21 protein-coding genes and 2 pseudogenes are annotated in these 23,939 nt (G+C 73.4%); 9 read left to right on the forward strand and 14 right to left on the reverse strand.

Features of this window, described 5'->3' with window-relative positions; translation table 11 throughout:
• Positions 1–20: 20 nt before the first annotated feature.
• Positions 21–965: pseudogene (locus ACGF0D_RS15020) on the reverse strand (hydrolase); the annotation flags it as partial.
• 247 nt (positions 966–1,212) lie between these two features.
• Between ACGF0D_RS15020 and ACGF0D_RS15025 the strand changes: the two are divergent.
• Positions 1,213–2,334, forward strand: coding sequence for a HoxN/HupN/NixA family nickel/cobalt transporter (locus tag ACGF0D_RS15025; RefSeq protein ID WP_392869008.1), 1,122 nt, complete (start codon positions 1,213–1,215; stop codon positions 2,332–2,334).
• A 132-nt stretch (positions 2,335–2,466) separates the two neighbouring features.
• Here ACGF0D_RS15025 and ACGF0D_RS15030 read toward each other — a convergent pair whose 3' ends face one another.
• Positions 2,467–3,405, reverse strand: a complete 939-nt coding sequence (locus tag ACGF0D_RS15030) for an SGNH/GDSL hydrolase family protein (RefSeq protein ID WP_392916155.1) — start codon at positions 3,403–3,405, stop codon at positions 2,467–2,469.
• A 336-nt stretch (positions 3,406–3,741) separates the two neighbouring features.
• Between ACGF0D_RS15030 and ACGF0D_RS15035 the strand changes: the two genes are divergently transcribed.
• Complete coding sequence (locus tag ACGF0D_RS15035) at positions 3,742–5,397, forward strand: FAD-binding dehydrogenase (RefSeq protein ID WP_392869004.1); 1,656 nt, start codon at positions 3,742–3,744, stop codon at positions 5,395–5,397.
• A 132-nt stretch (positions 5,398–5,529) separates the two neighbouring features.
• Here the strand turns inward: ACGF0D_RS15035 and ACGF0D_RS15040 are convergent, their stop codons facing one another.
• A complete protein-coding gene (locus ACGF0D_RS15040) occupies positions 5,530–6,519 on the reverse strand; it encodes an AraC family transcriptional regulator (protein ID WP_392916158.1) in 990 nt (329 codons plus the stop codon).
• 346 nt (positions 6,520–6,865) lie between these two features.
• Here ACGF0D_RS15040 and ACGF0D_RS15045 point away from each other — a divergent pair, with 346 nt between their 5' ends.
• From ACGF0D_RS15045 to ACGF0D_RS15055, 3 genes are all read left to right on the forward strand, one after another.
• Positions 6,866–7,282 (forward strand): (2Fe-2S) ferredoxin domain-containing protein, encoded by a 417-nt coding sequence (locus tag ACGF0D_RS15045; protein WP_392869000.1) that lies wholly within the window; start codon positions 6,866–6,868, stop codon positions 7,280–7,282.
• 150 nt (positions 7,283–7,432) lie between these two features.
• Positions 7,433–7,687: a hypothetical protein gene (locus ACGF0D_RS15050; protein WP_359912273.1), complete on the forward strand. Its 255-nt coding sequence runs from the start codon at positions 7,433–7,435 to the stop codon at positions 7,685–7,687.
• A 209-nt stretch (positions 7,688–7,896) separates the two neighbouring features.
• Complete coding sequence (locus ACGF0D_RS15055; protein ID WP_392868998.1) at positions 7,897–9,564, forward strand: purple acid phosphatase family protein; 1,668 nt, start codon at positions 7,897–7,899, stop codon at positions 9,562–9,564.
• Between the two features lie 58 nt (positions 9,565–9,622).
• Here the strand turns inward: ACGF0D_RS15055 and ACGF0D_RS15060 are convergent, their stop codons facing one another.
• Positions 9,623–9,955 carry a YnfA family protein gene (locus ACGF0D_RS15060; RefSeq protein WP_392868996.1) on the reverse strand — a complete coding sequence of 111 codons (333 nt, stop codon included), beginning with the start codon at positions 9,953–9,955 and terminating at the stop codon, positions 9,623–9,625.
• A 19-nt stretch (positions 9,956–9,974) separates the two neighbouring features.
• Positions 9,975–11,189, reverse strand: a complete 1,215-nt coding sequence (locus ACGF0D_RS15065; protein WP_392868994.1) for a pyridoxal phosphate-dependent aminotransferase — start codon at positions 11,187–11,189, stop codon at positions 9,975–9,977.
• A gap of 97 nt (positions 11,190–11,286) precedes the next feature.
• Here ACGF0D_RS15065 and ACGF0D_RS15070 point away from each other — a divergent pair.
• Positions 11,287–11,640, forward strand: a pseudogene (locus ACGF0D_RS15070) (winged helix-turn-helix transcriptional regulator); the annotation flags it as partial.
• A gap of 211 nt (positions 11,641–11,851) precedes the next feature.
• Positions 11,852–12,625, forward strand: coding sequence for an SGNH/GDSL hydrolase family protein (locus ACGF0D_RS15075; protein WP_392916161.1), 774 nt, complete (start codon positions 11,852–11,854; stop codon positions 12,623–12,625).
• Positions 12,626–12,633: 8 nt separating this feature from the next.
• Here the strand turns inward: ACGF0D_RS15075 and ACGF0D_RS15080 are convergent, their stop codons facing one another.
• Positions 12,634–13,302 carry a GNAT family N-acetyltransferase gene (locus ACGF0D_RS15080; RefSeq protein WP_392916163.1) on the reverse strand — a complete coding sequence of 223 codons (669 nt, stop codon included), beginning with the start codon at positions 13,300–13,302 and terminating at the stop codon, positions 12,634–12,636.
• A gap of 130 nt (positions 13,303–13,432) precedes the next feature.
• Here ACGF0D_RS15080 and ACGF0D_RS15085 point away from each other — a divergent pair, with 130 nt between their 5' ends.
• Entirely contained in the window at positions 13,433–14,359 is a 927-nt protein-coding gene (locus ACGF0D_RS15085; RefSeq protein ID WP_392916166.1) for a pentapeptide repeat-containing protein, read from the forward strand.
• A 15-nt stretch (positions 14,360–14,374) separates the two neighbouring features.
• Here the strand turns inward: ACGF0D_RS15085 and ACGF0D_RS15090 are convergent, their stop codons facing one another.
• From ACGF0D_RS15090 to ACGF0D_RS15105, 4 genes are all read right to left on the reverse strand, one after another.
• Positions 14,375–14,944, reverse strand: a complete 570-nt coding sequence (locus ACGF0D_RS15090) for a DinB family protein (protein ID WP_392916169.1) — start codon at positions 14,942–14,944, stop codon at positions 14,375–14,377.
• Between the two features lie 67 nt (positions 14,945–15,011).
• Positions 15,012–15,746 (reverse strand): tyrosine-protein phosphatase, encoded by a 735-nt coding sequence (locus ACGF0D_RS15095; protein WP_392916171.1) that lies wholly within the window; start codon positions 15,744–15,746, stop codon positions 15,012–15,014.
• Positions 15,747–15,768: 22 nt separating this feature from the next.
• Complete coding sequence (locus ACGF0D_RS15100) at positions 15,769–16,404, reverse strand: TetR/AcrR family transcriptional regulator (protein WP_392868982.1); 636 nt, start codon at positions 16,402–16,404, stop codon at positions 15,769–15,771.
• 97 nt (positions 16,405–16,501) lie between these two features.
• Positions 16,502–17,401 carry an aminoglycoside phosphotransferase family protein gene (locus ACGF0D_RS15105; RefSeq protein ID WP_392868980.1) on the reverse strand — a complete coding sequence of 300 codons (900 nt, stop codon included), beginning with the start codon at positions 17,399–17,401 and terminating at the stop codon, positions 16,502–16,504.
• 260 nt (positions 17,402–17,661) lie between these two features.
• On the opposite strand from ACGF0D_RS15105, the gene ACGF0D_RS15110 reads away from it, so the two are divergent.
• The gene (locus ACGF0D_RS15110; protein WP_392916174.1) at positions 17,662–20,151 is read left to right on the forward strand and encodes a Tex family protein; all 2,490 of its coding nucleotides are present in this window, start codon (positions 17,662–17,664) and stop codon (positions 20,149–20,151) included.
• 217 nt (positions 20,152–20,368) lie between these two features.
• Here ACGF0D_RS15110 and ACGF0D_RS15115 read toward each other — a convergent pair whose 3' ends face one another.
• The 4 genes from ACGF0D_RS15115 to ACGF0D_RS15130 all read right to left on the reverse strand — a co-directional run bounded on the left by ACGF0D_RS15115 (position 20,369) and on the right by ACGF0D_RS15130 (position 23,887).
• A complete protein-coding gene (locus tag ACGF0D_RS15115) occupies positions 20,369–20,791 on the reverse strand; it encodes an SHOCT domain-containing protein (protein ID WP_392868976.1) in 423 nt (140 codons plus the stop codon).
• Positions 20,792–20,889: 98 nt separating this feature from the next.
• Entirely contained in the window at positions 20,890–21,474 is a 585-nt protein-coding gene (locus tag ACGF0D_RS15120) for an NUDIX hydrolase (protein ID WP_392916177.1), read from the reverse strand.
• Positions 21,471–22,631: a type III polyketide synthase gene (locus ACGF0D_RS15125; RefSeq protein WP_392916179.1), complete on the reverse strand. Its 1,161-nt coding sequence runs from the start codon at positions 22,629–22,631 to the stop codon at positions 21,471–21,473. The genes ACGF0D_RS15120 and ACGF0D_RS15125 overlap by 4 nt, the downstream gene beginning before the upstream one ends.
• 50 nt (positions 22,632–22,681) lie before the next feature.
• Positions 22,682–23,887, reverse strand: a complete 1,206-nt coding sequence (locus ACGF0D_RS15130) for a cytochrome P450 (protein WP_392916182.1) — start codon at positions 23,885–23,887, stop codon at positions 22,682–22,684.
• Positions 23,888–23,939 lie beyond the last annotated feature (52 nt).

A 23,939-nucleotide genomic window follows, 5' to 3' on the forward strand; every position in this document is an offset into this window, starting at 1 on the left:
TGCGCGGCCGGTCAGGACTTGCTCAGCCAGGCGGTGGCGTTGAGGGCGAGGGCGGCGTCGGTGCCCGCCGGGTCGTCCCAGCCGTTGTACAGGGTGTTGCCGGACTGGCCGGTGCCGTCGTCGATCGGGGAGCTGTCGCCCCAGATCGCGACCCGGCCGGAGCCGAAGGTGCTGGTGACGAAGAACGCGCCGGTGTTCCCGCTGTAGCCGGTCCGGTAGACCAGGCCCTTGACGTTCGGGTTGTCGGCGGGCTTGAGGGTGAAGGTGGTGCCGTTGCGCAGGATCGAGCCGGTGACGGTGCCGAAGGAGCCGTGCAGCACCGGGTCGGTCGCGTCGTTGACCGCGCGCGGGTTGTCGGTGGTGATGTTGAGCAGGTCGACCGAGAAGCCGAAGGGGTCGTTGTTGTTCACCCCGTTGCTGGTCAGCAGGTCGTTGATGATCTTCGGGGAGTCCCAGCCGTCGTTGTTGCGGTCGCTGTTGACGTGGTCGGAGACCAGGAAGAGGCCGCCGCCGTTCTTCACGAAGTTCATGATCGCGGTCTTCTCGCTCGCGGAGAACCTCGTGTTGGGCTCCGGGATCACGAAGGTGTCGAAGTTGGCGAGGTCGAGCGCGGCGCCGGTGCCGTAGCTGATGGTGGAGCCGGCCGGGAGGGTCTTCAGGCTGTACTGGCCGGTCTTCTGGAGGGCGACGCCCCAGGCGGACAGCGCGCCGGTCCAGCTCTTCTCGGTGGTGGGGTTGGCGTTCTGGGCGAGCGGGTCGGGCTGGCTGGTGCTGATGATCCAGTCGGCGTTGCCCGCGGTCTCGGCCTTGCTGTTGTCGAACAGCACCCGGTGCGGGGTCGCGCTGACCGCGGCGGCCCTGGCGGTGGGGGTGGCGGGCGCGGCGGTGGCGGCGGGGGTGGTGAGGCCGGCCGCGAGCAGCGCCGCTCCGGCGAGGGCGGCAGCGGTTCGAATACGGATCGTCATGAGCCGTTCCTCCGTGGGGAGTTGAGGGGGCAGCGCTCAGGTTTCGCGCGTAGAACGGGAGTATCCGCGCGTAGAGCGCGTGGTGAAAGTCCCCGGAGGTTACGAAGCCCTGTATGAGTCGTGACGATCTTCGGGAGGGGGGTGGAGACGAAGGGAGACGAATCCGTAATTGCGCATGACTTGCAACTGCGCGCACCGAGGCGGAAAGATGGCCCAGCTTCGACCGCCCGACCGAAAGGACACGACGATGACCGCCCCCCGATGGCGCGACCGACTCACCCGTGAGGAGTGGATCCGCCTGGCCGGAATGGGCGGCTTCATCCTCGCGCTGCACGTCATCGGCTGGTTCACGCTGCTCGCCCTGGTGGAGCCCGAGCACTACGACGTCGGCGGCCAGGTGTTCGGCGCGGGCATGGGCCTGACCGCCTACACCCTCGGCATGCGGCACGCCTTCGACGCGGACCACATCGCCGCCATCGACAACACCACCCGCAAGCTGATGGGCGAGGGCAAGCGTCCACTGTCGGTCGGCTTCTGGTTCTCGCTCGGGCACTCCTCGATCGTCTTCGGCCTCTGCGCGCTGCTGGCCTTCGGCATCCGCTCGCTGGCCGGCCAGGTGGAGTCCGACGACTCGACGCTGCACGAGATGACCGGCCTGATCGGCGTCACCGTCTCCGGCACCTTCCTGCTGCTGCTCGGCCTGATCAACCTGGGCGCCTTCAACGGCATCCTCAAGGTCTTCCGCCGGATGCGCCACGGTGACTACGACGAGGCGGAGCTGGAGCGCCAGTTGGAGCGGCGCGGGCTGATGAACCGCATCCTCGGCCGGGTCACCAGGGCCGTCACCAAGCCCTGGCACATGTACCCGGTCGGCCTGCTGTTCGGCCTGGGCTTCGACACCGCCACCGAGGTGTCCCTGCTGGTGCTGGCGGGCGGCGCGGCGGCCTTCTCGCTGCCCTGGTACGCGCTGCTCACCCTGCCGATCCTGTTCGCGGCCGGGATGAGCCTGCTGGACACCATCGACGGCTCGTTCATGAACTTCGCGTACGAGTGGGCCTTCTCCAAGCCGGTCCGCAAGATCTACTACAACCTGACCGTCACCGGGCTGTCCGTGCTGGTCGCGCTGGTGATCGGCTCGATCGAGCTGATCGGCCTGCTCGGCGAGAAGCTGGACATCACCAGCGGCCCGATCGCCTGGGTCGGCGGGCTCGACCTCAACTTCGTCGGCTACGCGATCGTCGGGCTGTTCGTGCTCACCTGGGCCGCGGCGATCGCCTACTGGAAGTTCGGCAACGTCGAGGAGAAGTGGTCGGCCGGGCTGGCCGCCGGTGCCGCCACCACCGCCACCACCGCCGCGAAGTCCGAGTAGCGCGCGTACCGAACCGAGGGGCCGGTGACCGGGGTCTGGTCACCGGCCCCTCGGGGCTTTCCGGGCCCGGGCCGACGGGCGGGCGGACGGACGGATGGGCGGATGGGCGGATGGGCGGGGCCGGCGGCGGTGTTACTTCAGCGCGGCGAGCACCGCCTGCGCCATCACCCGCTCGCCGGTCGCGTTCGGGTGGAACGGCACGGCGGGCGAGCCGGGCAGCGCGCCCTCGATCCAGCGGTCGTCCGAGCAGACGTCGTGCCCGAGGGTCGGCGTGGCGGTGTCCACGTAGGTCGCGCCGTTGGCGGCGGCGGTGGACTTCAGGGCGGCGTTCAGCTTGTCCAGCACGCCGTGCATGTACTCGACGTCGCCCGGGGTCACCGGCTGGCGCAGGACGCACTTCGAGCCGTCGGCGGGCAGCACGGACGGGTAGCCGACCAGCAGCACCCTGGCGCCCGGCGCCTTGGCGTGGATCCGCCGGAGGGTGTCGGCCAGCTGCGGGGCGATGGTGGTGCGGATCCGCTCGGCCAGGTCGTCGGTGCCGTAGCGCCAGGACATGCTGCTCCAGTCCCAGTAGCCGTGGTGGTAGACGTCCTTGCAGGGCGTGCCGAGTGGGTTGACGACGGCGCCGGCGATGCAGGTGGCGACCAGTTCGCCGAGGCCGAGGTCGCTGGCCGCGAGGTCGTTGCCGCCGATCCCGAGGGTGACCAGGTCGGTGTCGGCGGTCACCGAGTCCAGCTGGGGGTCGTTGACCCGGATGAAGGCGTCGTACTGGGGCTGGGTCATCGCCTTGATCTTGGCGGCGGAGCAGGTGGCGTCGGTGTACGCGCCGGCCTTGAGGGCGGCGGCGACCAGGTGGCCGTAGTTGCGGTCGGAGCGCAGGCACAGGCCGGCCGACTGGCCCGGCACGCCGGCGCCCGCGGCGTAGGAGTCGCCGAGCGCCACGTAGTGCTTCGGCGCCGGGGTGGCGGCCTGGGCGGCGGTGGAGGTGAGCGCGAGCGCGGCGCCGAGGGCGACGGCGGCGAGTGCGGTGGAATTCCGGAGGTGCCGGGATTTCCGGGCAGGGCGGAGCACGGTTCCTCCTGGGGGGAGAGAAACGACGGGTGGGGGTCGTGCCGAGCCGGGCCGCAGCTACTCGCAGGTAAGTTACTGCCAGGTTTCCCGGGCGTCCATGGTTTGCGCAGAAATTGCCGATATTCCGTCAGACGGCCCCGGACGGCATTTCGCAATTCGCCCGACCACGGGCCGCGCGGCTATCGACGGCAATTCCGAAACGCCCCGGAGCGGAATTCGGCCCGACGGTTGTCACCCGCCGGTTGACCGGACCTCGCCGCAGACCGCAGTATCGGGCGCACAGCGACGGCGTGTCCCGGGCGCGCCGCCACCGCGAGCCGCGACGGAGGACTGCGCATGGCCCTGGACGCCGACGTCATCGTCATCGGGGCGGGCCTCGCGGGCCTCGCCGCCACCGCCGAACTCGCCGACGCGGGACGGAAGGTGATCCTGCTCGACCAGGAACCCGCGGCCTCCTTCGGCGGCCAGGCGCACTGGTCCTTCGGCGGCCTCTTCCTGGTCGACTCGCCCGAGCAGCGCCGGATGCGGATCCGCGACTCGCACGCCCTCGCCTGGCAGGACTGGCTCGGCACGGCCGGCTTCGACCGGCCCGAGGACGCCTGGCCGCGCCGCTGGGCCGAGGCGTACGTGGACTTCGCGGCGGGCGAGAAGCGCTCCTGGCTGCACGGCATGGGCGTGCGGTTCTTCCCGGTGGTCGGCTGGGCCGAGCGCGGCGGTTTCCTCGCCGACGGGCCCGGTAACTCGGTGCCGCGCTTCCACATCACCTGGGGCACCGGGCCCGGGCTGCTGGCGCCCTTCGTCCGCAGGGTCCGGGCGGCCGCCGCGCGCGGCCTGGTGGACCTGCGCTTCCGGCACCGGGTCACCGGGCTGTCCGCCACCGCGGGCGCCGTCGACACCGTCACCGGCGAGGTGCTGGTGCCGAGCCCGGCGGGCCGGGGCGAGGCCAGCTCGCGCGAGGTCGCCGGGAGCTTCGAACTGCGCGCCCAGGCCGTGGTCGTCACCTCCGGCGGCATCGGCGGCAACCACGACCTGGTCCGCAAGGCCTGGCCGGCCCGGCTCGGCACCCCGCCCGCCAGGCTGCTCTCCGGCGTGCCCGCGCACGTGGACGGACTGATGCTGGAGATCGCCGGCCGGGCCGGGGCCAGCCTGATCAACGGCGACCGGATGTGGCACTACACCGAGGGCATCGAGAATTGGGACCCGATCTGGGCCCGGCACGGCATCCGCATCCTGCCCGGCCCCTCCTCGCTCTGGCTGGACGCGCGCGGCGAGCGGCTGCCCGTCCCGCTGTTCCCCGGTTTCGACACCCTCGGGACGCTCGAACACATCATGTCCACCGGGTACGAGTACACCTGGTTCGTGCTCAACCAGCGCATCGTCGAGAAGGAGTTCACCCTCTCCGGCTCCGAGCAGAACCCCGACCTGACCGGGAAGTCGGTGCGCGGCGTGCTCGGGCGCGCGCTGCCCGGCGCCCCCGGGCCGGTCCGCGGCCACCTGCGGCACGGGCCGGACTTCGTGGTCGCCGGGAACCTCGCCGACCTCGCCCGGGGCATGAACGCCAGGGCCGGCGAGCCGCTGATCGACCCGGACGGGCTGCGCCGCACCGTCGAGGACCGCGACCGGCAGGTGGTCAACCCCTTCGCCAAGGACCTCCAGGTCACCGCGATCCACGGCGCCCGCCGCCACCTCGGCGACCGGCTCATCCGCACCGCCGCCCCGCACCGCATCCTCGACCCGGCCGCCGCCCCGCTGATCGCCGTCCGGCTGAACATCCTGACCCGCAAGTCGCTGGGCGGACTGGAGACCGACCTGTCCTCCCGGGTGCTGCGGCCGGACGGCGAGGTGCTGCCCGGGGTGTACGCGGCCGGCGAGGCCGCCGGGTTCGGCGGCGGGGGCGTGCACGGGTACCGCTCGCTGGAGGGGACCTTCCTGGGCGGCTGCCTGTTCTCGGGCCGTACGGCGGGACGGGCGGCGGCGCGGGCGGTCGGGTAGCGGGGTGCGAGGAGCGCGGGAGCGCCGGGGTGCGGAAGCGCGGCACAGGGCGGGCGGGGGAGGGGCGAGCGGGCCCCGCGACCCGGTGCGCCCCCTCCCCGGTCGGGGGCGCACCGGCTGCCGGGCCCTCGGTCAGGCGTTGCGGCCGAGGGTCTGCGAGGGCGAGTGCCCGTACACGCGGCGGTAGTCCGCGCTGAACCGCCCGAGATGGGTGAAGCCCCAGCGGCACGCCACCTCGGTCACCGTGCCGGTGGCCCGGCCGTCGGCGATGGCGAGCAGGTCGTGGTGGGCGCGGTCGAGCCGTACGCGCCGCAGGTAGGCCAGCGGCGTGGTGTCCAGGTGGCGCCGGAACCCCTCCCGCAGGGTGCGCAGGCTGACCCGGGCGGCCTGGGCGATGTCGGCCACGGACAGCGCCTCGTCGGCGTGTTCGGCGCAGTAGTCGGCGGCCCGGCGCAGCGCGCTCGGCAGCAGCGCGCAGCCGCGGTCGGCCGTCTCCCGGCCCAGCGAGTGGGGTTGGGCGTCCAGCAGGCCCTCGACCAGCAGCTTCTCGAAGTGCTGCAGGCCCAGGCGGGACTGGCGGCCCAGCGCCGAGACGGCGAACTCGCGGAAGGCCCCGGCCAGTTCGAGCCAGGACCGGACGGCCGGGTCGGCCGGGTCGAGGACCGGCGCGAAACGCAGCCGCTCCTGCGGCAGGTCGCCCAGGCGGACGGCGAGCGCCTGCTCCACCGTCTGCCGGGACATCGCCAGGGCCCCGTTCAGGGCTGCGGCGTCCCACTCCATGGTGACCCGGTCGCCCGGCCCGGCCACGGACCGCGCGGACGCCAGCTCGGTGCCGTTGGCGACGACCCGGCCGCCCCCGGCGTACGGCAGGATGACGTTGTAGAAGTCCGGCAGCTCCCCGGTCCGCAGGCACACCGGTGCCCCGTACCCGAGGTCGTAGAGCGCCACCGGGCCCTCGTGGAAGGACCGGAACCGGCCCGGGAGCCGCTGTTCGCCCAGCACCGTCAGCCGGTGCGGGGCCAGGTGCTCGCCCACCACGTGGCGGAGCTCCTCGATGCTGTTCCCCTCGTACAGCGAGACCGGACCGGTCGTGGGTCTGGGCGGTGCTGTTTCGGTGACCACGGATTCCCCCTGGGCCGTGAGATCGACGCCGTGGGACCGCAACCCGATCGGACCCCCCGATCCGCCGCCCCCGGCCTGAACCCCCCGATCTACACCCCGGGAGCGACAATCCGGCGGCGACACTCCGGCGGCGACACTTCGGGAGTGGCGTCCCGGTGGCCGACATCTACTGGTCTGTGCCTCCGGGGCCCGTCTCCTGGGTCCTTGCCGGCTCCGCGTAGGTCCGAGGGACAGGGCCCCGGCGGCCGTCCGCCGGGACCCGCGGCCGGGGCGCCGGTGGGGTGACGGGTACAGTGCGGAGGCCGGTGCGCAGCGCGCCGCCGACCAGGAGGGGTCAGGAGAACCGATGAGCCGCCGAGACCGCGACGGTGCCCGGGACCGCAAGCGGGGCGCCGGCGCCCCGGTGACCGTCACGGTCTGCCGGGGCTGCTGCTGCGGCACCGAGGCGAAGCACCCCGGGGTGGACCACGCGGGCCAGTACGAGCGGCTGCGGACGGCGGTGGGCTCGGCGGGCCGGGTCCGGGCGGTCACCTGCCTGGACGTGTGCACCCAGTCCAACGTGGTGGTGGTCGGCCCCTCCACCGAGGGCCGGGCGGCGGGCGGCCGGCCGGTCTGGCTGGGCTTCGTGCTGATGGACGAGATGATCGACGACATCGCCGCCTGGGTGCGCGCGGGCGGTCCCGGCCTCGCCGATCCGCCGGGGCTGCTCGACCTCCAGCTGATCTCGGTCTCCCGGCGGGTGCGCGAGGGTCTGCCCGAGTGAGACGGTGCTCCGGCACTACGGGCTGATCGTCAGATCGTATCCACCGGGGACGGAGCAGGGCCTGTCCCCGGGTCGTCACCACTACCATGACCGGTGGCGTCGGACCGTCCCGGACGGCGCCGAGCCGTCTGCGCGCGAGGGAGGAAGCCGATGACGACGGTCTGCCGCATCTGCGCGGGCACCGGCCGGACCGCCGGGCTCAGCTGCCGGACCTGCCAGGGCACCGGCACCACCGAGGTGGGCGGCGGGGGCGGCAACTGCTTCCTCTGCGACGGCACCGGGGTGTACGTGCGCTACCGGGTGGACGCGACCGGCGCCAAGCACGCCTACCGGGACGAGATCTGCCGCACCTGCGACGGCACCGGCAACCGGGCCGCCACCCAGTGGGACGAGCCCTCCGGCTGAACCCCGGTCACCCGCGCGGGCGGCCCCGCCGCCACCCGACGGACCCTCAAGCCGAGGGGCGGAAGGGGGCCATGATGCGGCGTCGGAACGGTACGGACACGCCCTTTACCGAACCATGGTCGAACATTGGCGTTCGAATGGGGGGTACGCTGCGACCCGTTCACCCGCCGTCCGTGCGTGATCAACGCGCCGCTGGAAGAGTCCCGCGCATGGATATCCCCAACATGGGCGTGCCGGCCAAGCTTGCCGACCGCATGAGCATGGCCGAGCAGCACGAGTACCTGCGGGCCCGCTTCTCCCGCCGCCGGATGCTGCGCGCCGGTGCCGTGACCGTGGGCGCCGTCGCCGTCGGCGGCGCGCTGGGCGGCGGGACGGCCTTCGCCGCCCCGGCCGGCCCGCAGCTGCTGACCGGTGGCACGACCGACGGCATCGACGGGTCGCTGGTCGCGCCGATCGGCCGTCACCTCCAGTTCGGCCCGGAGCCGGACACCCAGTTCCGCATCTCCTGGCAGGTGCCGGCCCCGGTCAAGAAGCCGTTCCTGCGCTTCGGCAAGACCCCGTGGGAGCTGAGCCACAAGGTCCAGGCCGAGGTCCGCGCCCTGCACACCCCGGCGCTGACCCCCACCGGCCAGCCGGTGGACCAGTACTACCTGCACGTGGCGCTGGAGGACCTGCGCCCCGACACCACCTACTACTACGGTGTCGGCCACGAGGGCTTCGACCCGGCCTCGCAGCAGCAGATCTCCACCCTGCACACCTTCCGCACCGCGCCCTCCCGCGACCACCGCTGGGGCAAGGTGTACGAGCCGTTCACCTTCACCGCCTTCGGCGACCAGGGCGTCAGCGCGCACGCGGCCGGCAACGACCACATCATCAAGGCCCAGAACCCGGCCTTCCACCTGCACGCCGGCGACATCTGCTACGCCGACCCGGCCGGTTCCGGCACCGACCCGGACAAGTCCGTCTTCAACGCGAAGACCTGGGACGACTTCCTGGTGCAGACCGAGACGGTCGCCGCCGAGATCCCGTGGATGGTCGCGTACGGCAACCACGACGTCGAGGCCTGGTACTCGCCGAACGGCTACGGCGGCGAGAACGCCCGCTTCTTCCTGCCGGACAACGGCCCGGACCCGCGCGCCGTCCCCGGCGTCTACACCTTCCGCTACAAGAACGTCGGCGTCGTCTCGCTGGACGCCAACGACGTCTCCTACGAGATCCCGGCCAACCTGGGCATCTCGGCGAACAAGCAGACCAAGTGGCTGGAGCGCACCCTCAAGGACCTGCGCAACGACGAGACCATCGACTTCGTCGTGGTCTTCTTCCACCACTGCGCCTTCTCCACCACCGTCGCCCACGCCTCCGAGGGCGGTGTCCGCGAGGCCTGGGTGCCGCTGTTCGAGAAGTACCGGGTGGACCTGGTCATCAACGGCCACAACCACATCTACGAGCGCACCGACGCGATCCTCGGCAACAAGGTCTCGAAGCAGGTGCCGAGCGGCGCCACCATCGAGCCGGCCAAGGACGGCGTGGTCTACGTCACCGCCGGTGCGGCCGGCCGCAGCCTGTACAAGTTCGACGTGCCGGACACCTACGAGGGGCACGAGAACCACCAGGACGAGGTCAAGACCTACTACTGGAGCAAGGGCAGGGTGAAGACCCCCGAGACCATCCAGTGGTCGCGGGTGCGCTACACCGGCTACTCCTTCATCAAGGTCGACGTCACCCCGAAGCACCTGGGCCAGAAGTCGGTCATGAAGGTCACCGCGCTCGCCGAGGACGGCACGCAGATCGACAACTACACGATCCTGCGCGAGGTCGGCGAGGGCTGGGACTCGAACCGGGACGACGACGGCCAGGGCGGCGGCTGGGGCTGGTAGTCCCGTCGGGCCCTGGGGAGCCCCGGCGCCGGAGGTCCGGCGCCGGGGCCCGTGCACGTCAGCGCCGGGGTCCGTACATGATCACGCCGACCCCGGCCAGGCAGATCAGCGCGCCCAGCACGTCGTAGCGGGTCGGCCGGAAGCCGTCCACCGCCATGCCCCACAGCAGCGAGCCGGCCACGAACACCCCGCCGTAGGCGGCCAGCACCCGGCCGAAGTGGCTGTCCGGCTGCAGCGCGGCGACGAAGCCGTACGCGCCGAGCACCACCACGCCGATGCCGGCCAGCCACCACGGCCGCGACTCGCGCACGCTCTGCCAGACCAGCCAGCAGCCGCCGATCTCGGCGAGAGCGGCGAGGGCGAACAGGGCGACGGAGCGCAGGACGGTCATGGCCGCCCAGCGTACGTGGTCAGCTCTGGCGGTAGGTGGCCAGGAAGCGGCCGATCCGGTTGATGGCCGTCTCCAGGTCGTCGGCCCGGGGCAGGGTGACGAAGCGGAAGTGGTCCGGGCGGGGCCAGTTGAAGCCGGTGCCCTGGACGACGTGGATCTTCTCGCGCAGCAGCAGGTCCAGCACGAACCGCTCGTCGTCGACGATCCGGTGCACGGCCGGGTCCAGTCGGGCGAAGGCGTACAGCGCGCCCTTGGGCTTGACGCAGCTGACGCCGGGGATCTCGTTGAGCGCCTTGACCGCGATGTCGCGCTGCTCGGTGAGCCGGCCGCCGGGCAGCACCAGGTCGTTGATGGACTGGTGGCCGCCGAGCGCGGCCTGCACGGCGTACTGGGCGGGCACGTTGGGGCACAGCCGCATGCCGGAGAGCATGGTCAGGCCCTCCAGGTAGTCGGTGGCGTGCTGCTTGGGGCCGGAGACCACCAGCCAGCCGCTGCGGAAGCCGGCCACCCGGTAGGCCTTGGAGAGGCCGTTGAAGGTGAGCGTCAGCACGTCGTCGGCCAGCGCGGCCAGGCAGTGGTGCTCGGCGCCGTCGTAGAGGATCTTGTCGTAGATCTCGTCGGCCAGCACCATCAGGTGGTGGCGGCGGGCCAGGTCGAGGATGCCCTCCAGCAGTTCCTTCGGATAGACCGCGCCGGTGGGGTTGTTGGGGTTGATGACGACGATCGCCCTGGTGCGGGCGGTGATCTTGGCGGCGATGTCGTCGAGGTCCGGGTACCACTCGGCCTCTTCGTCGCACAGGTAGTGCACGGCCTTGCCGCCGGCCAGCCGGACCGCGGCCGTCCAGAGCGGGTAGTCGGGCATCGGCACGAGCACCTCGTCGCCGTCGTCCACCAGCGCGGTGACGGCCATCTGGATCAGCTCGGAGACGCCGTTGCCGAGGTAGACGTCGTTGACGGTGACGCCCTGCACACCGCGCTGCTGGTAGTACTGCACCACCGCGCGACGGGCCGGCAGGATGCCGCGCGAGTCGCTGTAGCCGTGCGCCGCGGGCAGGTTGCGGATGATGTCCTGGATGATCTCCTCGGGCGCCTCGAAGCCGAACGGGGCGGGGTTGCCGGTGTTCAGCCGCAGCACGCTGTGCCCGGCCTCCTCCAGGGCGTTGGCCTGGTCGACCACCGGGCCCCGGATCTCGTAGCACACGTCATTCAGCTTGCTGGACTGCCGAAACTCCATCTGCGGCCTCCCGACCGTCACCACCGCTCCGTTGCTTCAGCTTTGTTCTACCAAGTGTGTACTTGGAAAGTCCAACCTCTTGGCTATGCTGATCCGCATGTCACGCCGAAGCTACGACCAGTACTGCGCCGTCGCCCGCGCCCTGGACGCGGTGGGGGAGCGCTGGAGCCTCCTGATCGTCCGTGAGCTCCTCGGCGGCCCGCGCCGCTACACCGACCTGCACGCCGACCTGCCCGGCGTCTCCACCGACATCCTGGCCGCCCGGCTCAAGCAGCTGGAGGGCGACGGGCTGATCCTCCGCCGCCGGCTGGAGCGGCCCGCCAACGCGATGGTCTACGAGCTGACCGGGCGCGGCCGCGAACTGCGGCCGGTCGTCGAGGCCCTGGGGGAGTGGGGCCTGGCCGCCCTCGGCGAGCAGCGGCCCACCGACGCCGTCCGGGAGCACTGGTTCACGCCCCGGAAGCCGGAGGAGGAGGCGGCGGTCGCGGCCGGCTGACGGCCGTGCGCCCACTCGCCGCGGTGGACGGCGGGGCCGCCGCGGTGGGGCGGTGGGGGCCGCTGCGGTGGGCGGTGGGGTCCGCTGCGGCCGAGGGCGGGCACGCACGTACGATCGTCGGATCGTCGAACCGCCTTGGTCGGCCCAGGAGAGCGGAGGCCAGCCCGTGCCCACCCCCTACCGCAGCTACGTCGCCGTCGGAGACTCCTTCACCGAGGGCATGTGCGACGACCTGCTGCCGGACGGCCACTACCGGGGCTGGGCCGACCGGGTCGCCGCGGCACTGGCCGCCGAGAACGGCACCAACTTCCGGTACGCCAACCTCGCCGTCCGCGGCAAGCTCATCGGCCAGATCCACGACGAGCAGCTCGCCCCCGCCGCCGCGATGGGCGCCGAGCTGGTCACCCTGGCCGGCGGCCTCAACGACGTGCTGCGCCCCGGCTGCGACATCGCCACCGTCGAGCGGCAGCTCGGCCGCTGCGCCGCCGAGCTGCGCGCCACCGGTGCCACCGTCATGCTGTTCACCAGCACCGACCCCACCCGCCGCCTGGCCGGCAGCGCCCGGCTGCTGCCCGCCATCCTGCGGCTGAAGGCCTTCGTCCAGGAGCTGGGTCGGCAGGACGGCTTCGCGGTGGTCGACCTGTTCTCCGCGCCCTGCTTCGACGACCGTCGGCTGTGGGCCGAGGATCGCCTGCACCTGTCGCCGGAGGGCCACCGCCGGGTCGCCGAGGGCGTGCTGGAGGCGCTCGGCCGCCCCGCCGCCTTCGACTGGCGCGCCCCGCTGCCCGCCGCCGCCCCGGCCGGCCGCGCCGATCGACTGCGCGAGGACGCCCGCTGGCTGGGCACCCACGTCGGCCCGTGGATCGGCCGCCGCCTCACCGGCCGCTCCTCCGGCGACGGCCGCCCGGCGAAGCGGCCGGAGCTGCTGCCGTACCGCTAGGCCCTCCGCTAGGGCCGCCGCTGGGCTCCCGGGGCCGTCGGGTCCAGGACCAGGCTCGCCATCGGGGCGTGGGTGGTCCAGCCGAGCGCCGTGTAGAGCGCCTGTCCCTCCGGGGTGCCGACCAGCACGCCGGTGCGCGCGCCCCGCTCGTACGCGGCGCACTGGAGTGTCCGCATCACCAGGGCGCCCAGGCCCCGGCGGCGGTGCTCGGGCGCGGTGGTGATCTGGTCCGGTACGGCCACAGGCCCGGCCAGGCCCGCCTGGCCGCGGGCGGCGAGGTGCCCGTCCTCGGTGCGCACCAGCACCCGGAGGACCCCGCCCCGCTCCCAGGCGGTCACGGTGTACCCGGCCGGGGCCCCGGGCCGCTCGGCGGTGAGCGGGACGCTCATGAGGAAGCCCGGTACGTCCATTCGCCACCGCTCGTCCAGCCAGGGGCGCACGGTGTCGTCCTCGGCGAACAGCTTCAGCCAGGTGGTCGGCGCGGTGACGGTCTCGGCGAGCTTGCGGACCTCGGCCTCGGTCGGCTCCGGCAGCACGTGCCGGCCCACCTCGCCGACCGGTGCGCCGACGTCGATGCTCCAGCCCCAGGGCTGGTCCACCGGCTCGGCGGAGCCGCGCGAGACGGCCCAGCCGGAGATCCACATCCGGACCAGCTCCCTGACGTCCGGGTCCCGCATGCCGTCCACCTCCGCGTGTAATGGTCTCTAGTGAGCTGCATAACTTACCGGCGCGGAGGGTCGTCTGCCCAGTAGGATTTCCGGGTCCACGGCGCCGCCCGGCGCCCGACTGCTGGAAGGACCCCGGAACGTGCGCGAGACCGAGTCGCCGCAGGACCCCACGGCGGCCGCGCCGAACCCGCTCCGGGCCGACTGCGGCAGCTGCTTCGGCCTCTGCTGCGTCGCCCTGCCGTTCGCCGCCGGCACCGACTTCGCCATGAACAAGCTGGCCGGAAGCCCCTGCCACAACCTCCAGGCCGACTTCCGCTGCGGCATCCACACCCGGCTGCGCGACACGGGCTTCCAGGGCTGCACCGTCTACGACTGCTTCGGCGCCGGGCAGCGGGTCTCCCAGGTGACCTTCGGCGGCCGCAGCTGGCGCGAGGAGCCGGACAGCGCCAAGGCGATGTTCGACGTCTTCCCGATCGTGCGGCAGCTGCACGAGCTGCTCCGGTACCTCACCGAGGCGCTCACCTTCGCCCCCGCCCTCCCCGTCCACGACGAACTGCGGCGGGCGCTGGCGGAGACCGACCGGCTGGCCGGCGGCACCCCCGAGGAGATCCTCGCCGTCGACGTCCCGGCCCACCGGCAGCGGGTCAGTGAGCTGCTGCTGCGCGCCAGCGAGCTGGTCCGCGCCGCCGTCCCGCGCCGCCGCGAGCACCGGGGCGCCGACCTCTTCGGCGCCCGCCTGCGCGGCGCCGACCTCCAGGGCGCCAACCTGCGCGGCGCCCTGCTCGTCGCGGCCGACCTCTCCGGCGCGGACCTGCGCCTCGCCGACCTGGTCGGTGCCGACCTGCGGGACACCAACCTGGCCGGCGCGGACCTCAGCACCGCCCTCTTCCTCACCCAGGCCCAGCTCGACGCCGCCCGCGGCGACGCCACCACCCGCCTCCCGGACGCCCTCGCCCGGCCCGGCCACTGGCCCGAGACCGCGCCGGCCCCGGCGGCCAGGGGCGACTCCGGACCCCGCTCCGGAAAGGGCGGCGGCCGCCCCGCCCGGGGCAACCGCCGCCGCTGACGCCTGCCGGCGCCTCTACTGGCCCACCCGGCCGTCGACGCACTCGCGCAGCAGGTCGGCGTGGCCGCAGTGGCGGGCGTACTCCTCGATCCGGTGCACCTGCAGCTCCCTGATCGAGATCCGCTCCTTGCCGACCCGCTCGCCCAGGTCCGGGTAGCCAGCCAACTCGGCGTCCAGCGCGGCCTGTTCGCGCTCCAGGTCGCGGAACGCGGCGTCCGCCACGGCCTGCTCGCCGACGGCCCCGTCGAAGTCCGCGTCCCGTGCGCCGTACAGCTTGGGCAGCGGCTCGCCGTCGGTGATCCAGTTCCGCCAGTCCCGCTCCACCTCGGCCAGGTGCCGGACCAGTCCGAGCAGCGACATCGTCGACGGCGGCACCGAGCGGCGGGCCAGCTGCTCCGGGGCCAGGCCGTCGCACTTCATCCGCAGGGTCAGCCGGTAGTTCGTCAGAAAGTCCTGGAGTGTGGCGAGTTCACCGTCAGGGCCGGGGCCTTCGTTGTCGCGGGGGTCGTCGTCCGGGTCGGCCCACATGTCGGGGTGGACGGTCGCCTCGGTCCATCGCGCGGGTTGTTCGCTCATGCCGTGCATCGTCGGTCTCGGCCGTCCCTCCCCGCCACCGGTTATCGCCCCTCCGGCCCGGTGGGCGCCCGCGCGCTCAGCCGGTCAGCAGCCGCGCGCGCAGGGCGTCGGCCTGCGCGCGGTCGATGCCGAGGGCGCCGGTGAGGTAGGCCTCGACGGAGCCGTGGCGGTCGGCGAGGTCGGCGAGGGCGAGCCGGATCACGGTCTCGGGGGCGCGCCCGTAGCCGGGCCAGCGCAGCGTGCGGCCCGGGTGGGCGGCGTGCCACTCGGCGACGAAGTGCGCGGTGGCGAGCTCGGTGAGGGCGAAGTCGGCGGCGATGACGTCCTCGTCGACGCCGAGCAGGGTGAGCAGCAGGGCGGCGATCAGCCCGGTGCGGTCCTTGCCGGAGGCGCAGTGGAAGACCACCGGGGCCTCGGCGGCGGTGATCACGTCCAGGGCCCGGCGGATCTCCTTCACCCCGTCCTCGGCGACCTCGGCGAAGCGGTCCGCGAGGTAGCGCCAGGGGTCGAGCTCCGGGTCGATCTCGGCCTGGTCGTACGGGCGGTGCTCGATCGAGAGGTTGTGGTACTCCAGGCCCTCGAACTCGGGCACCCGGCCCTTGGCGGCGATCTCCCAGGGGTAGCGCAGGTCGATCACGGTCCGTACGCCGAGCGCCCGCAGCCGGTCGAGGTCCGCCGGGGAGGTGAGCTTGCCGAGCGAGTCGGAACGGTAGAGCAGTCCCCACCGGACGGTCCGTCCGCCGGCGGCCGGATAGCCGCCCAGGTCGCGGAAGTTGTGCAGGGCGTCGAAGGAGTGGTGGCGCGTCGTCATGCGCGCACTCTAGAAGAAGGCCTCAGGCCCCGGCGGGCGGGTAGCCGTGGGCGAGCAGGTCGAAGGCGCGGGTGGCGTCCCCGACGGCCTCGGCGTGCAGGTCGTCGGCGGTGCGGCCGTCCTGGATGCGGCGCCAGTTGTGCAGGGCGAGGACCCGCTGGGTGGCGGTGACCTGGGCGGCGAGCAGGGCGGCGGTGAGCTCCCGAGGCCCGGGCAGCCCGGGGTCCTCGCGCAGCGCCGAGGCCAGCGACTGCTCGGCGCGGGCCACGTACTCGCCGACCCGGGCGGCCAGGCTGGGAGTGCCGTAGACCAGGCCGGTGAAGGCGAGCACCGCCGGGTGGTCGTTGAGGCCGGTGACCGGGTCGCGCCGGCCGAGGCCGGCCAGGAAGTCCCGCAGCAGCGCGTCGAGCACCGGCTCGCCGGGCAGCCGGGTGCGGACCACCTCCGCGGACTGCTCCTGGTGGTCGGCGAAGCGGTGGACGACCAGGTCCTCCTTGCTGGGGAAGTAGGAGAACAGCGTCGGCTTGGAGACCTCGGCGGCCGCCGCGACATCCGCCACCGAAACCCGGTCGAAGCCGTGCTCGAGGAAGAGCGCGATGGCCGCCTCCGAGATGGCCCGCCTGGTCCGCTCCTTCTTCAGCTCCCGCAGTCCGGTCATGCGGCTCAGGCTAGCAGCGGGCATTGACCGGGGCAGGTTTTGGACCCGGTCGCCCGTCGGGTGTGTCCCCGGCGGACGCGCCCCGGAGGACGGGCCCCTACACGCTGCGGTCGGCGAGCACCTCGCGGACGACGTGGCGGGCGTTGGCGGTCAGTGCCTGGTCGGTGTGGCGGTAGTACGGGATCGTCACCAGGGCTATGGAGAACGCCCAGGCCCGGCCGCGGGCCCACATGGCCTCGTCCGCGCCGAGGGCGGCGCGGAAGGCCGGGCGGGCGGTGGCGGGCAGCAGGTTCCAGGCGGCGATCAGGTCGGCGGTCGGGTCGCCGACGCCCATCAGGGCGAAGTCGAGGACGGCGGAGAGCCGGCCGGTGGGGGCGACCAGCAGGTTGCCGGGGGTGAGGTCGCCGTGCGTCCAGACCGGCGGCCCGGCGTACTCGGGCAGCCGAAGCGCCTTGTCCCACAGGGCGGTTGCGGCCGCCGTGTTGATCGAGCCGGCGAGCTGGGCGATGGCCGCGCGGGTGGCGCCGTCCCGGGAGGCGAGCGGGACGCTGCGCTGGGAGGGCGGGGCGCCGGTCGGGTCGGCGGCGCGCAGCGCGTTGACGAAGCCGGCCAGGTCGCCGGCCAGGTCCCCGGGCGCGGCCAGCGAGTTGACCACCGGGTTGGCGCCGCCCAGCCAGCGCAGCACCGACCACTGCCACGGGTAGCCGGCGGCGGGCCGGCCGACCTCGAGCGGTGCCGGAACGGCCAGCGGCAGTCGTGGCGCCAGCCGGGGCAGCCACTGCCGCTCCCGCCGCAGGCCGTCGGCGGCCCAGGCCACCAGCGGCAGCCGGACGGCGAGTTCGGGCCCGAGGCGGAACATCGCGTTGTCCGCGCCGGGGGCGGAGGCGGAGGTGATCGGGAGGCGCTCCCACTGTGGGAACTGGGCGGCGATCAGCCGCCGCACCAGGGCCGCGTCGACCACCGGTCCGTCGGGGTGCATCCGGGTGGCAGCGCACATGTCCGGCAGCGTACAGCGCCCGATCGTTTCCGTTCAGCAGGATTCCCGAACTGCGCACGTTCCGAGGCCGGTTCGGGGAGGATCCGCCCGATCACGGCCCGCCGGAAGGCGGCCGGCCGAAGCCCCGGCGCCGCCGCCCCCGTCGGAGCGCGGCACCGCGCCACGCCCGGCCGTCCCGGGGGCGCCCGGGCGTCGCCGTCGGCACCTGCCAGAATGCAGGGCGTACGGCGAAAGCACTGATGGAGAAGGTGACCGGCTTCGTGACCACGCCAGTCGAACAGGTGGCCCGGCAGGCCCAGCAGGCGATCGAGCGGAAGATCGCCGAGGAACTGGGCGTCCGCGAGGGGCAGGTGAAGGCGGCCGTCGAACTGCTCGACGGCGGCGCGACCGTCCCGTTCGTGGCCCGCTACCGCAAGGAGGTCACCGGCTCCCTGGACGATGCCCAGCTGCGCGCCCTGGAGGAGCGGCTGCGCTACCTGCGCGAGCTGGAGGACCGCCGGGCGGCCGTCCTGGAGTCGATCGAGGCGCAGGGCAAGCTGGACGACGCGCTGCGCGCCCGGGTGCTCGGCGCCGACTCCAAGGCCCGTCTGGAGGACATCTACCTGCCGTTCAAGCCGAAGCGGCGCACCAAGGCGCAGATCGCCCGCGAGGCCGGCCTGGAGCCGCTCGCGGACACTCTGCTCGCCGACCCGTCCCAGGACCCGGCCGCGCTGGCCGCGCAGTACCTGAACGAGTCGGTCGCGGACGGCCCCGCCGCGCTGGAGGGCGCCCGGGCGATCCTGGTCGAGCGCTTCGGCGAGGACGCCGACCTGGTCGGCTCGCTGCGCGAGCGGATGTGGACCCGCGGCCGGCTGGTCGCCAGGGTCCGGGACGGCAAGGAGGGCGACGGCGCCAAGTTCGCCGACTACTTCGACTTCGCCGAGCCGTACACCAAGCTCCCCTCGCACCGCATCCTCGCGATGCTGCGCGGCGAGAAGGAGGAGGTGCTCGACCTCGACCTCTCCCCGTACGACGGCGAGACCGAGGGCGACCTGCCCGGCGAGAACGACTACGAGCAGCGGATCGCCGCCCGCTTCGGCATCGCCGACCGCGGCCGCCCGGCCGACAAGTGGCTCGGCGACACCGTCCGCTGGGCCTGGCGCACCCGCGTCCTGGTCCGGCTCGGCATCGACCTGCGGTCCCGGCTGCGCGCCGAGGCCGAGGACGAGGCGGTGCGGGTCTTCGCCGCGAACCTGCGCGACCTGCTGCTCGCCGCCCCGGCCGGCACCCGCGCCACCATGGGCCTGGACCCGGGCTTCCGCACCGGGGTGAAGGTCGCCGTGGTGGACGCCACCGGCAAGGTCGTCGCGTACGACACGATCTACCCGCACCAGCCCGCCAACAAGTGGGACGCGGCGCTGGCCACCCTGGCGGCGCTGGCGAAGAAGCACGACGTCGACCTGGTCGCGATCGGCAACGGCACCGCCTCCCGGGAGACCGACAAGCTCGCCGAGGACCTGCTGGGGCGCCACCCCGAGCTGAAGCTCACCAAGGCGATGGTCAGCGAGGCCGGCGCCTCGGTCTACTCGGCCTCCGCGTTCGCCTCGCAGGAGCTGCCGGACCTGGACGTGTCGATCCGCGGCGCGGTCTCGATCGCCCGCCGGCTCCAGGACCCGCTGGCCGAACTGGTCAAGATCGACCCCAAGTCGATCGGCGTCGGCCAGTACCAGCACGACCTGAGTGAGGTGAAGCTCTCCCGTTCGCTGGACGCCGTGGTCGAGGACTGCGTCAACGCCGTCGGCGTGGACGTCAACACCGCCTCGGCGCCGCTGCTCACCCGGGTCTCCGGGATCACCGGCACGCTGGCCGACAACATCGTGGCGCACCGCGACGCCAACGGCCCGTTCCGCACCCGCCGGCAGCTCAAGGACGTCTCCCGGCTCGGCCCCAAGGCCTTCGAGCAGTGCGCAGGCTTCCTGCGCATCCCCGGCGGCGAGGACCCGCTGGACGCCTCCAGCGTGCACCCCGAGGCCTACCCGGTGGTGCGCCGCATCCTGGCCGCGACCGGCGGGGAGCTGCGCGAACTGATCGGCAACGGCGAGCGGTTGCGCGCGCTGCGCCCGGCGGACTTCGCCGACGACACCTTCGGTGTCCCGACCGTCACCGACATCCTCGGCGAGCTGGACAAGCCGGGCCGGGACCCGCGCCCGGCCTTCCGCACCGCGACCTTCAAGGAGGGCGTCGACAAGATCGGCGACCTGGAGGTCGGCATGGTGCTGGAGGGCGTGGTCACCAACGTCGCCGCCTTCGGCGCCTTCGTGGACGTGGGCGTCCACCAGGACGGGCTGGTGCACGTCTCGGCGCTGTCGCGGAACTTCGTCAAGGACCCGCGCGAGGTGGTGAAGCCCGGCGACATCGTCAAGGTCCGGGTGCTCTCGGTGGACGTGCCGCGCAAGCGGATCGGGCTGACCCTGCGGCTGGACGACGAGGTCGGGCGCGAGCGCGGCGGGGACCGTGGCGAGCGGCAGGCCCGCCCGCCCCGCCAGGAGCGCCGCGGCGGCGGCCAGGGCAGCCAGAGCGGCCAGGGCGGCCAGGGCGGCCAGGGCGGTCGCGGCGGCCAGGACCGGCGCGGTGGCGGCCAGGGCGGGGAGCGCGGCGGCTTCGGCGGCGGCGCGCCGGCCAACAGCGCCATGGCGGACGCGCTGCGCCGGGCCGGCCTGGCCGGCGGTGGCGAGGGCGGCTCGGGCGGTCGCCGCTCCGGGCGGCGCTGAGCCGGGCCCTCGACCGACCACGGCCCGGGGCCGGGGGGGGGGGCCCCGGGCCCCCCCCCCCCCGCCGGGGGGGCGCCGGGGGGGCGGGGGGGGGGGGGGGCGGGGGGGGGCCCCGCGGGGGGGGGGGGGGCGGGGGGCCCCCCCCCGCCCCGGGCGGGGGGCGGGGGGCGGCCCCCGGGGCCCCCCGGCCCCGGGCCGTCGTTGACCGTCCGGACGTTCAGGCCAGGATCTTCTCCTTGGCCTTCTGGTACTCCTCCTCGGAGATCGCGCCCTTCTCCTTCAGCTCCGCCAGTTTCGCCAGGTCGTCGACGTGGCTGCGGCCGCCGCCCTCGGGCCCCGACGCCGCCGCGTCCCGGACGTAGGCCGTGAACGCGGCCTGGTTCTCCTGGGCCTGTTGGATGTCGCGCTTGGTCATCGACTGCCCGCGTGCGATCAGGTACACGAGGACGCCGATCAGGGGAAGGATGATCACCAGGACGAGCCAGCCGGCCTTGCCCCAGCCGCTGAGGTCGTGGCTGCGGAAGATGTCCGTGATGATCTTGAACAGCAGGAAGAACCAGAGCACCCAGAGGAAGAACTCCAGCATCGTCCAGAAGATGTTGAGCACCGGGTAGTCCACGGCCAGTGAGGTGGTGTCCATGGCTGAGTAATACCACCGCAAAACGGACATCTTCACTCGGTGTTCGGCCGTTCAAGTGACCTTCGGCAGCCGCGGGAATAGCCGCCCGGGCCGGGGTTTCACCCCACTCCGGCCCGCCGGCGCAGCTCCACGGCCAGCGCGACCAGCTCGCCCCACCAGGCGTCGTGCCCGGTCAGCAGCAGCCGCTCGGCCTCCGCGGGCGGCACCGCGCGGACCTCGACCACCTGCTCGCCGTCCGCCGGGTTGGTCGGCGCGGAGTCCAGCACGACCTCGGCCCAGCCCCACAGCCAGGCCTTCTCCGGGTGCGGCTGCCACGGCCGGTACGGCACCGGGTCCTCGGTGCGGCAGCGGTGGGCGCCCAGCCAGCGCGGCTCGCCGAGCAGCCGGGCGCCGGCCTCCTCCGCCAGCTCGCGGGCGAGGCAGGAGGCGATGCTCTCGTCCCGTTCCCGGGTGCCGCCGGGCAGGAACCAGTGGTCCCGGTCGTCCCGGCAGAGCACCACCCGGTCGTCCGCGAAGCCGACCAGGTGGATGTTGGTGACCAGTGCGTCCGGCGGCAGCTCGGTGGAGAACCGGGCGTCGAACCGCCCCCAGCTCCAGTACTGCGGCGCGTGCAACGCCGGGAACAGTGCTGCTAGTTCGGTTGATCTGGCAGAGGCATCGGCGCGGTTCGCGGTGTCGGTCATTCCGTGATCGTAGTGCCGGCCGGGAAACGGCGGGGGGCGGTCGGGTGGACGAGGGCAATGTCGGAGGTGGAGATGGCGCGCGGGCGGCGCGGGCGCGCCCCCTCGGTCGGTGCGCCGACCCAACTGCCCAGTGAGATCTCGGCGGTGATGCCGGGACCGAAGCCGGCGATCAGCCCGGTGGTGCCCTCGGGCACGCCGCCGTCGGCGAACAGCCGGGCCAGGGCGTCGAAGACCACGGCGCTGGCGATGTTGCCGCGTTCGGTGAGCGTCGCCCGGCTGTAGCGGAAGGTGGCCGGCTCCAGGTCGAGGAAGCGGCACAGGTCGTCCAGGATGCGCGGGCCGCCCGCGTGCACGATGTAGAAGCCGAGCCCGGAGACGTCCCAGCCGTGCTCCCCGGCCAGGCCGCGCAGCGCGGGCGCGAGCATCTCCATCGTGCCGGGCACCCGCTTGTCCAGCCGGAAGTGGAAGCCGGTGTCCTTCACCCCGTACGAGATCCAGTCCTCGGTGTGCGGGACGAGGTGCGAGCCGTTGCGCTCGACCTGGACGCCGCGCCCGCCGTTCCCGCGCATCACCACGGCGGCGACCGCGTCCCCGAAGAGGCCGTTGGAGAGCAGCGAGCCGACGCCGAGGTCGGTCGGCTGGTAGCAGAGCGAGCAGAACTCGCAGGCCACGATCAGTACGTTGGCGCCCGGGTAGGCGCGGCAGAAGTCGTGGGCCCGGTTGACGGCGGCGCCGCCGGCCGCGCAGCCGAGCTGGGCGATCGGCACCTGGCGGGTGTCGGAGCGGAAGCCCATGGTGTTGATCAGCCAGGCGGTCATCGACGGCATCATGAAGCCGGTGCAGGACACGTAGACGATCAGGTCGATGTCACCGGCCGTCAACTCGCCGTGGTCGAGCGCCCGTTCGACCACCTCGGGGACGCGCCGCTTGGCCTCGCGCTCGTACAGCTCGTTGCGGACGGTGAAGCCCGGGTGGGCGAGGGTCCGCTCGATCGGCTGGACCAGGTGCCGGGTGCGCACCCCGGTGTTCTCGATCAGCCGCAGTGCCAGGCCGAGTTGCGGGTGCCCGGCGTGCAGGGTGCGGGCCAGGTCGAGGGTCTCGTCGAGGGTGATGACGTGCTCGGGTACGGCGATGGCGGGGCGGCAGAGTGTTGCCATGGGTGCGGGGTCTCCCCAGTGCTGCGGGAACGGTGGGTCGAGGGGAGGCGCTACCAGGCCACCGGCAGGGTGCGCGGGAAGCGCCAGATCGAGCCGGAGTCCCAGTCGAGTTCGGCCGGGTCGACGGCCAGCCGCAGCCGGGGGAAGCGGCGCAGCAGGGTGCCGATGGCGACCTGCAGCTCCATCCGGGCCAGGTGCGAGCCGAGGCAGTGGTGCTGGCCGTACCCGAAGGCCATGTGGGTGGGCGCGCCGCGGTCGAGGTCCAGTTCGTCGGGGCGCTCGTAGACCGAAGGGTCCCGGTTGGCGGTGAGGTAGGAGACGTGCACGGCCTCGCCGGCCCGGATCGGCGTGCCGCCCAGCTCGACGTCCTCGGTGGCGACCCGGGCGATGCCGACGCCCTGGCGGAACGGGATGAAGCGCAGCAGCTCCTCCAGGGCGCGGGGCAGCATGTCCGGCTGGGCGCGCAGCTTGGCGAGCTGCTCGGGGTGGGTGAGCAGGGTGTAGCCGATGTTGCCGAGCTGGTAGGTGCTGGTGTCGTGGCCGGTGACCAGCAGGACCATCGCCATGACGGTCAGCTCGTCCGGGGCGAGCAGTTCGTCGCCGTCGCGGGCGGTGGCGAGGGCGCTGATCAGGTCCTCGCGGGGGTGGGCCCGGCGTTCGGCGGTGAGCTCGGTGAAGTACGCGCGCAGGGCGGCCTTGGCGGCCTCCTGGCCGTCCCGGCTGCCGGGGCCCATCCGCATCATCGCCACGGCGTGGCCGCGCAGTTCGGTGCGGTCGGCCGCGGGGATGTCCAGCAGTTCGCAGATGGTGGCGAGCGGGAGGCGGCCGGCCAGGAAGTGCATCAGGTCGGCGGGGGCGCCGTGCTCGGTCATCTCGTCGAAGTAGCCGTCGACGGTCCGCTGGGTGGCCGGGCGCATCCGCTCGACCTGGCGGTTGGTGAAGGCCTGGGCGACGAGCCGGCGCAGCCGGTTGTGGGCGGGCGGGTCCATCAGGTTGATCGCCTCGGCCTGGGCGATCGGGGCGGGCGTCATCCGGGGCAGGTCGCGGCCGATGCCCGCGGCGCGGCTGAACCGGCGGTCGGTGGTGACGGTCCTGACGTCCTCGTGGCGGGTGGCCAGCCAGGCCTCGCCCTCGCCGTGCGGCAGCCGGATCCTGGCGACCGGGGCTTCGGTGAGCAGCCGCTTCAGGAGGGGGTCGAACTCCAGGCCGTCGGTGTGGTGGAAGGGGCAGTCCCACACGGAGGTTTTGGTGGTCACGGGCCGGTCCAGGTGTGCTCGTCATGCCGGGGTGGCGCCCGAGGTGATCGGT

This window comes from Kitasatospora sp. NPDC048298 (assembly GCF_043201465.1).
Lineage (GTDB): Bacteria > Actinomycetota > Actinomycetes > Streptomycetales > Streptomycetaceae > Kitasatospora.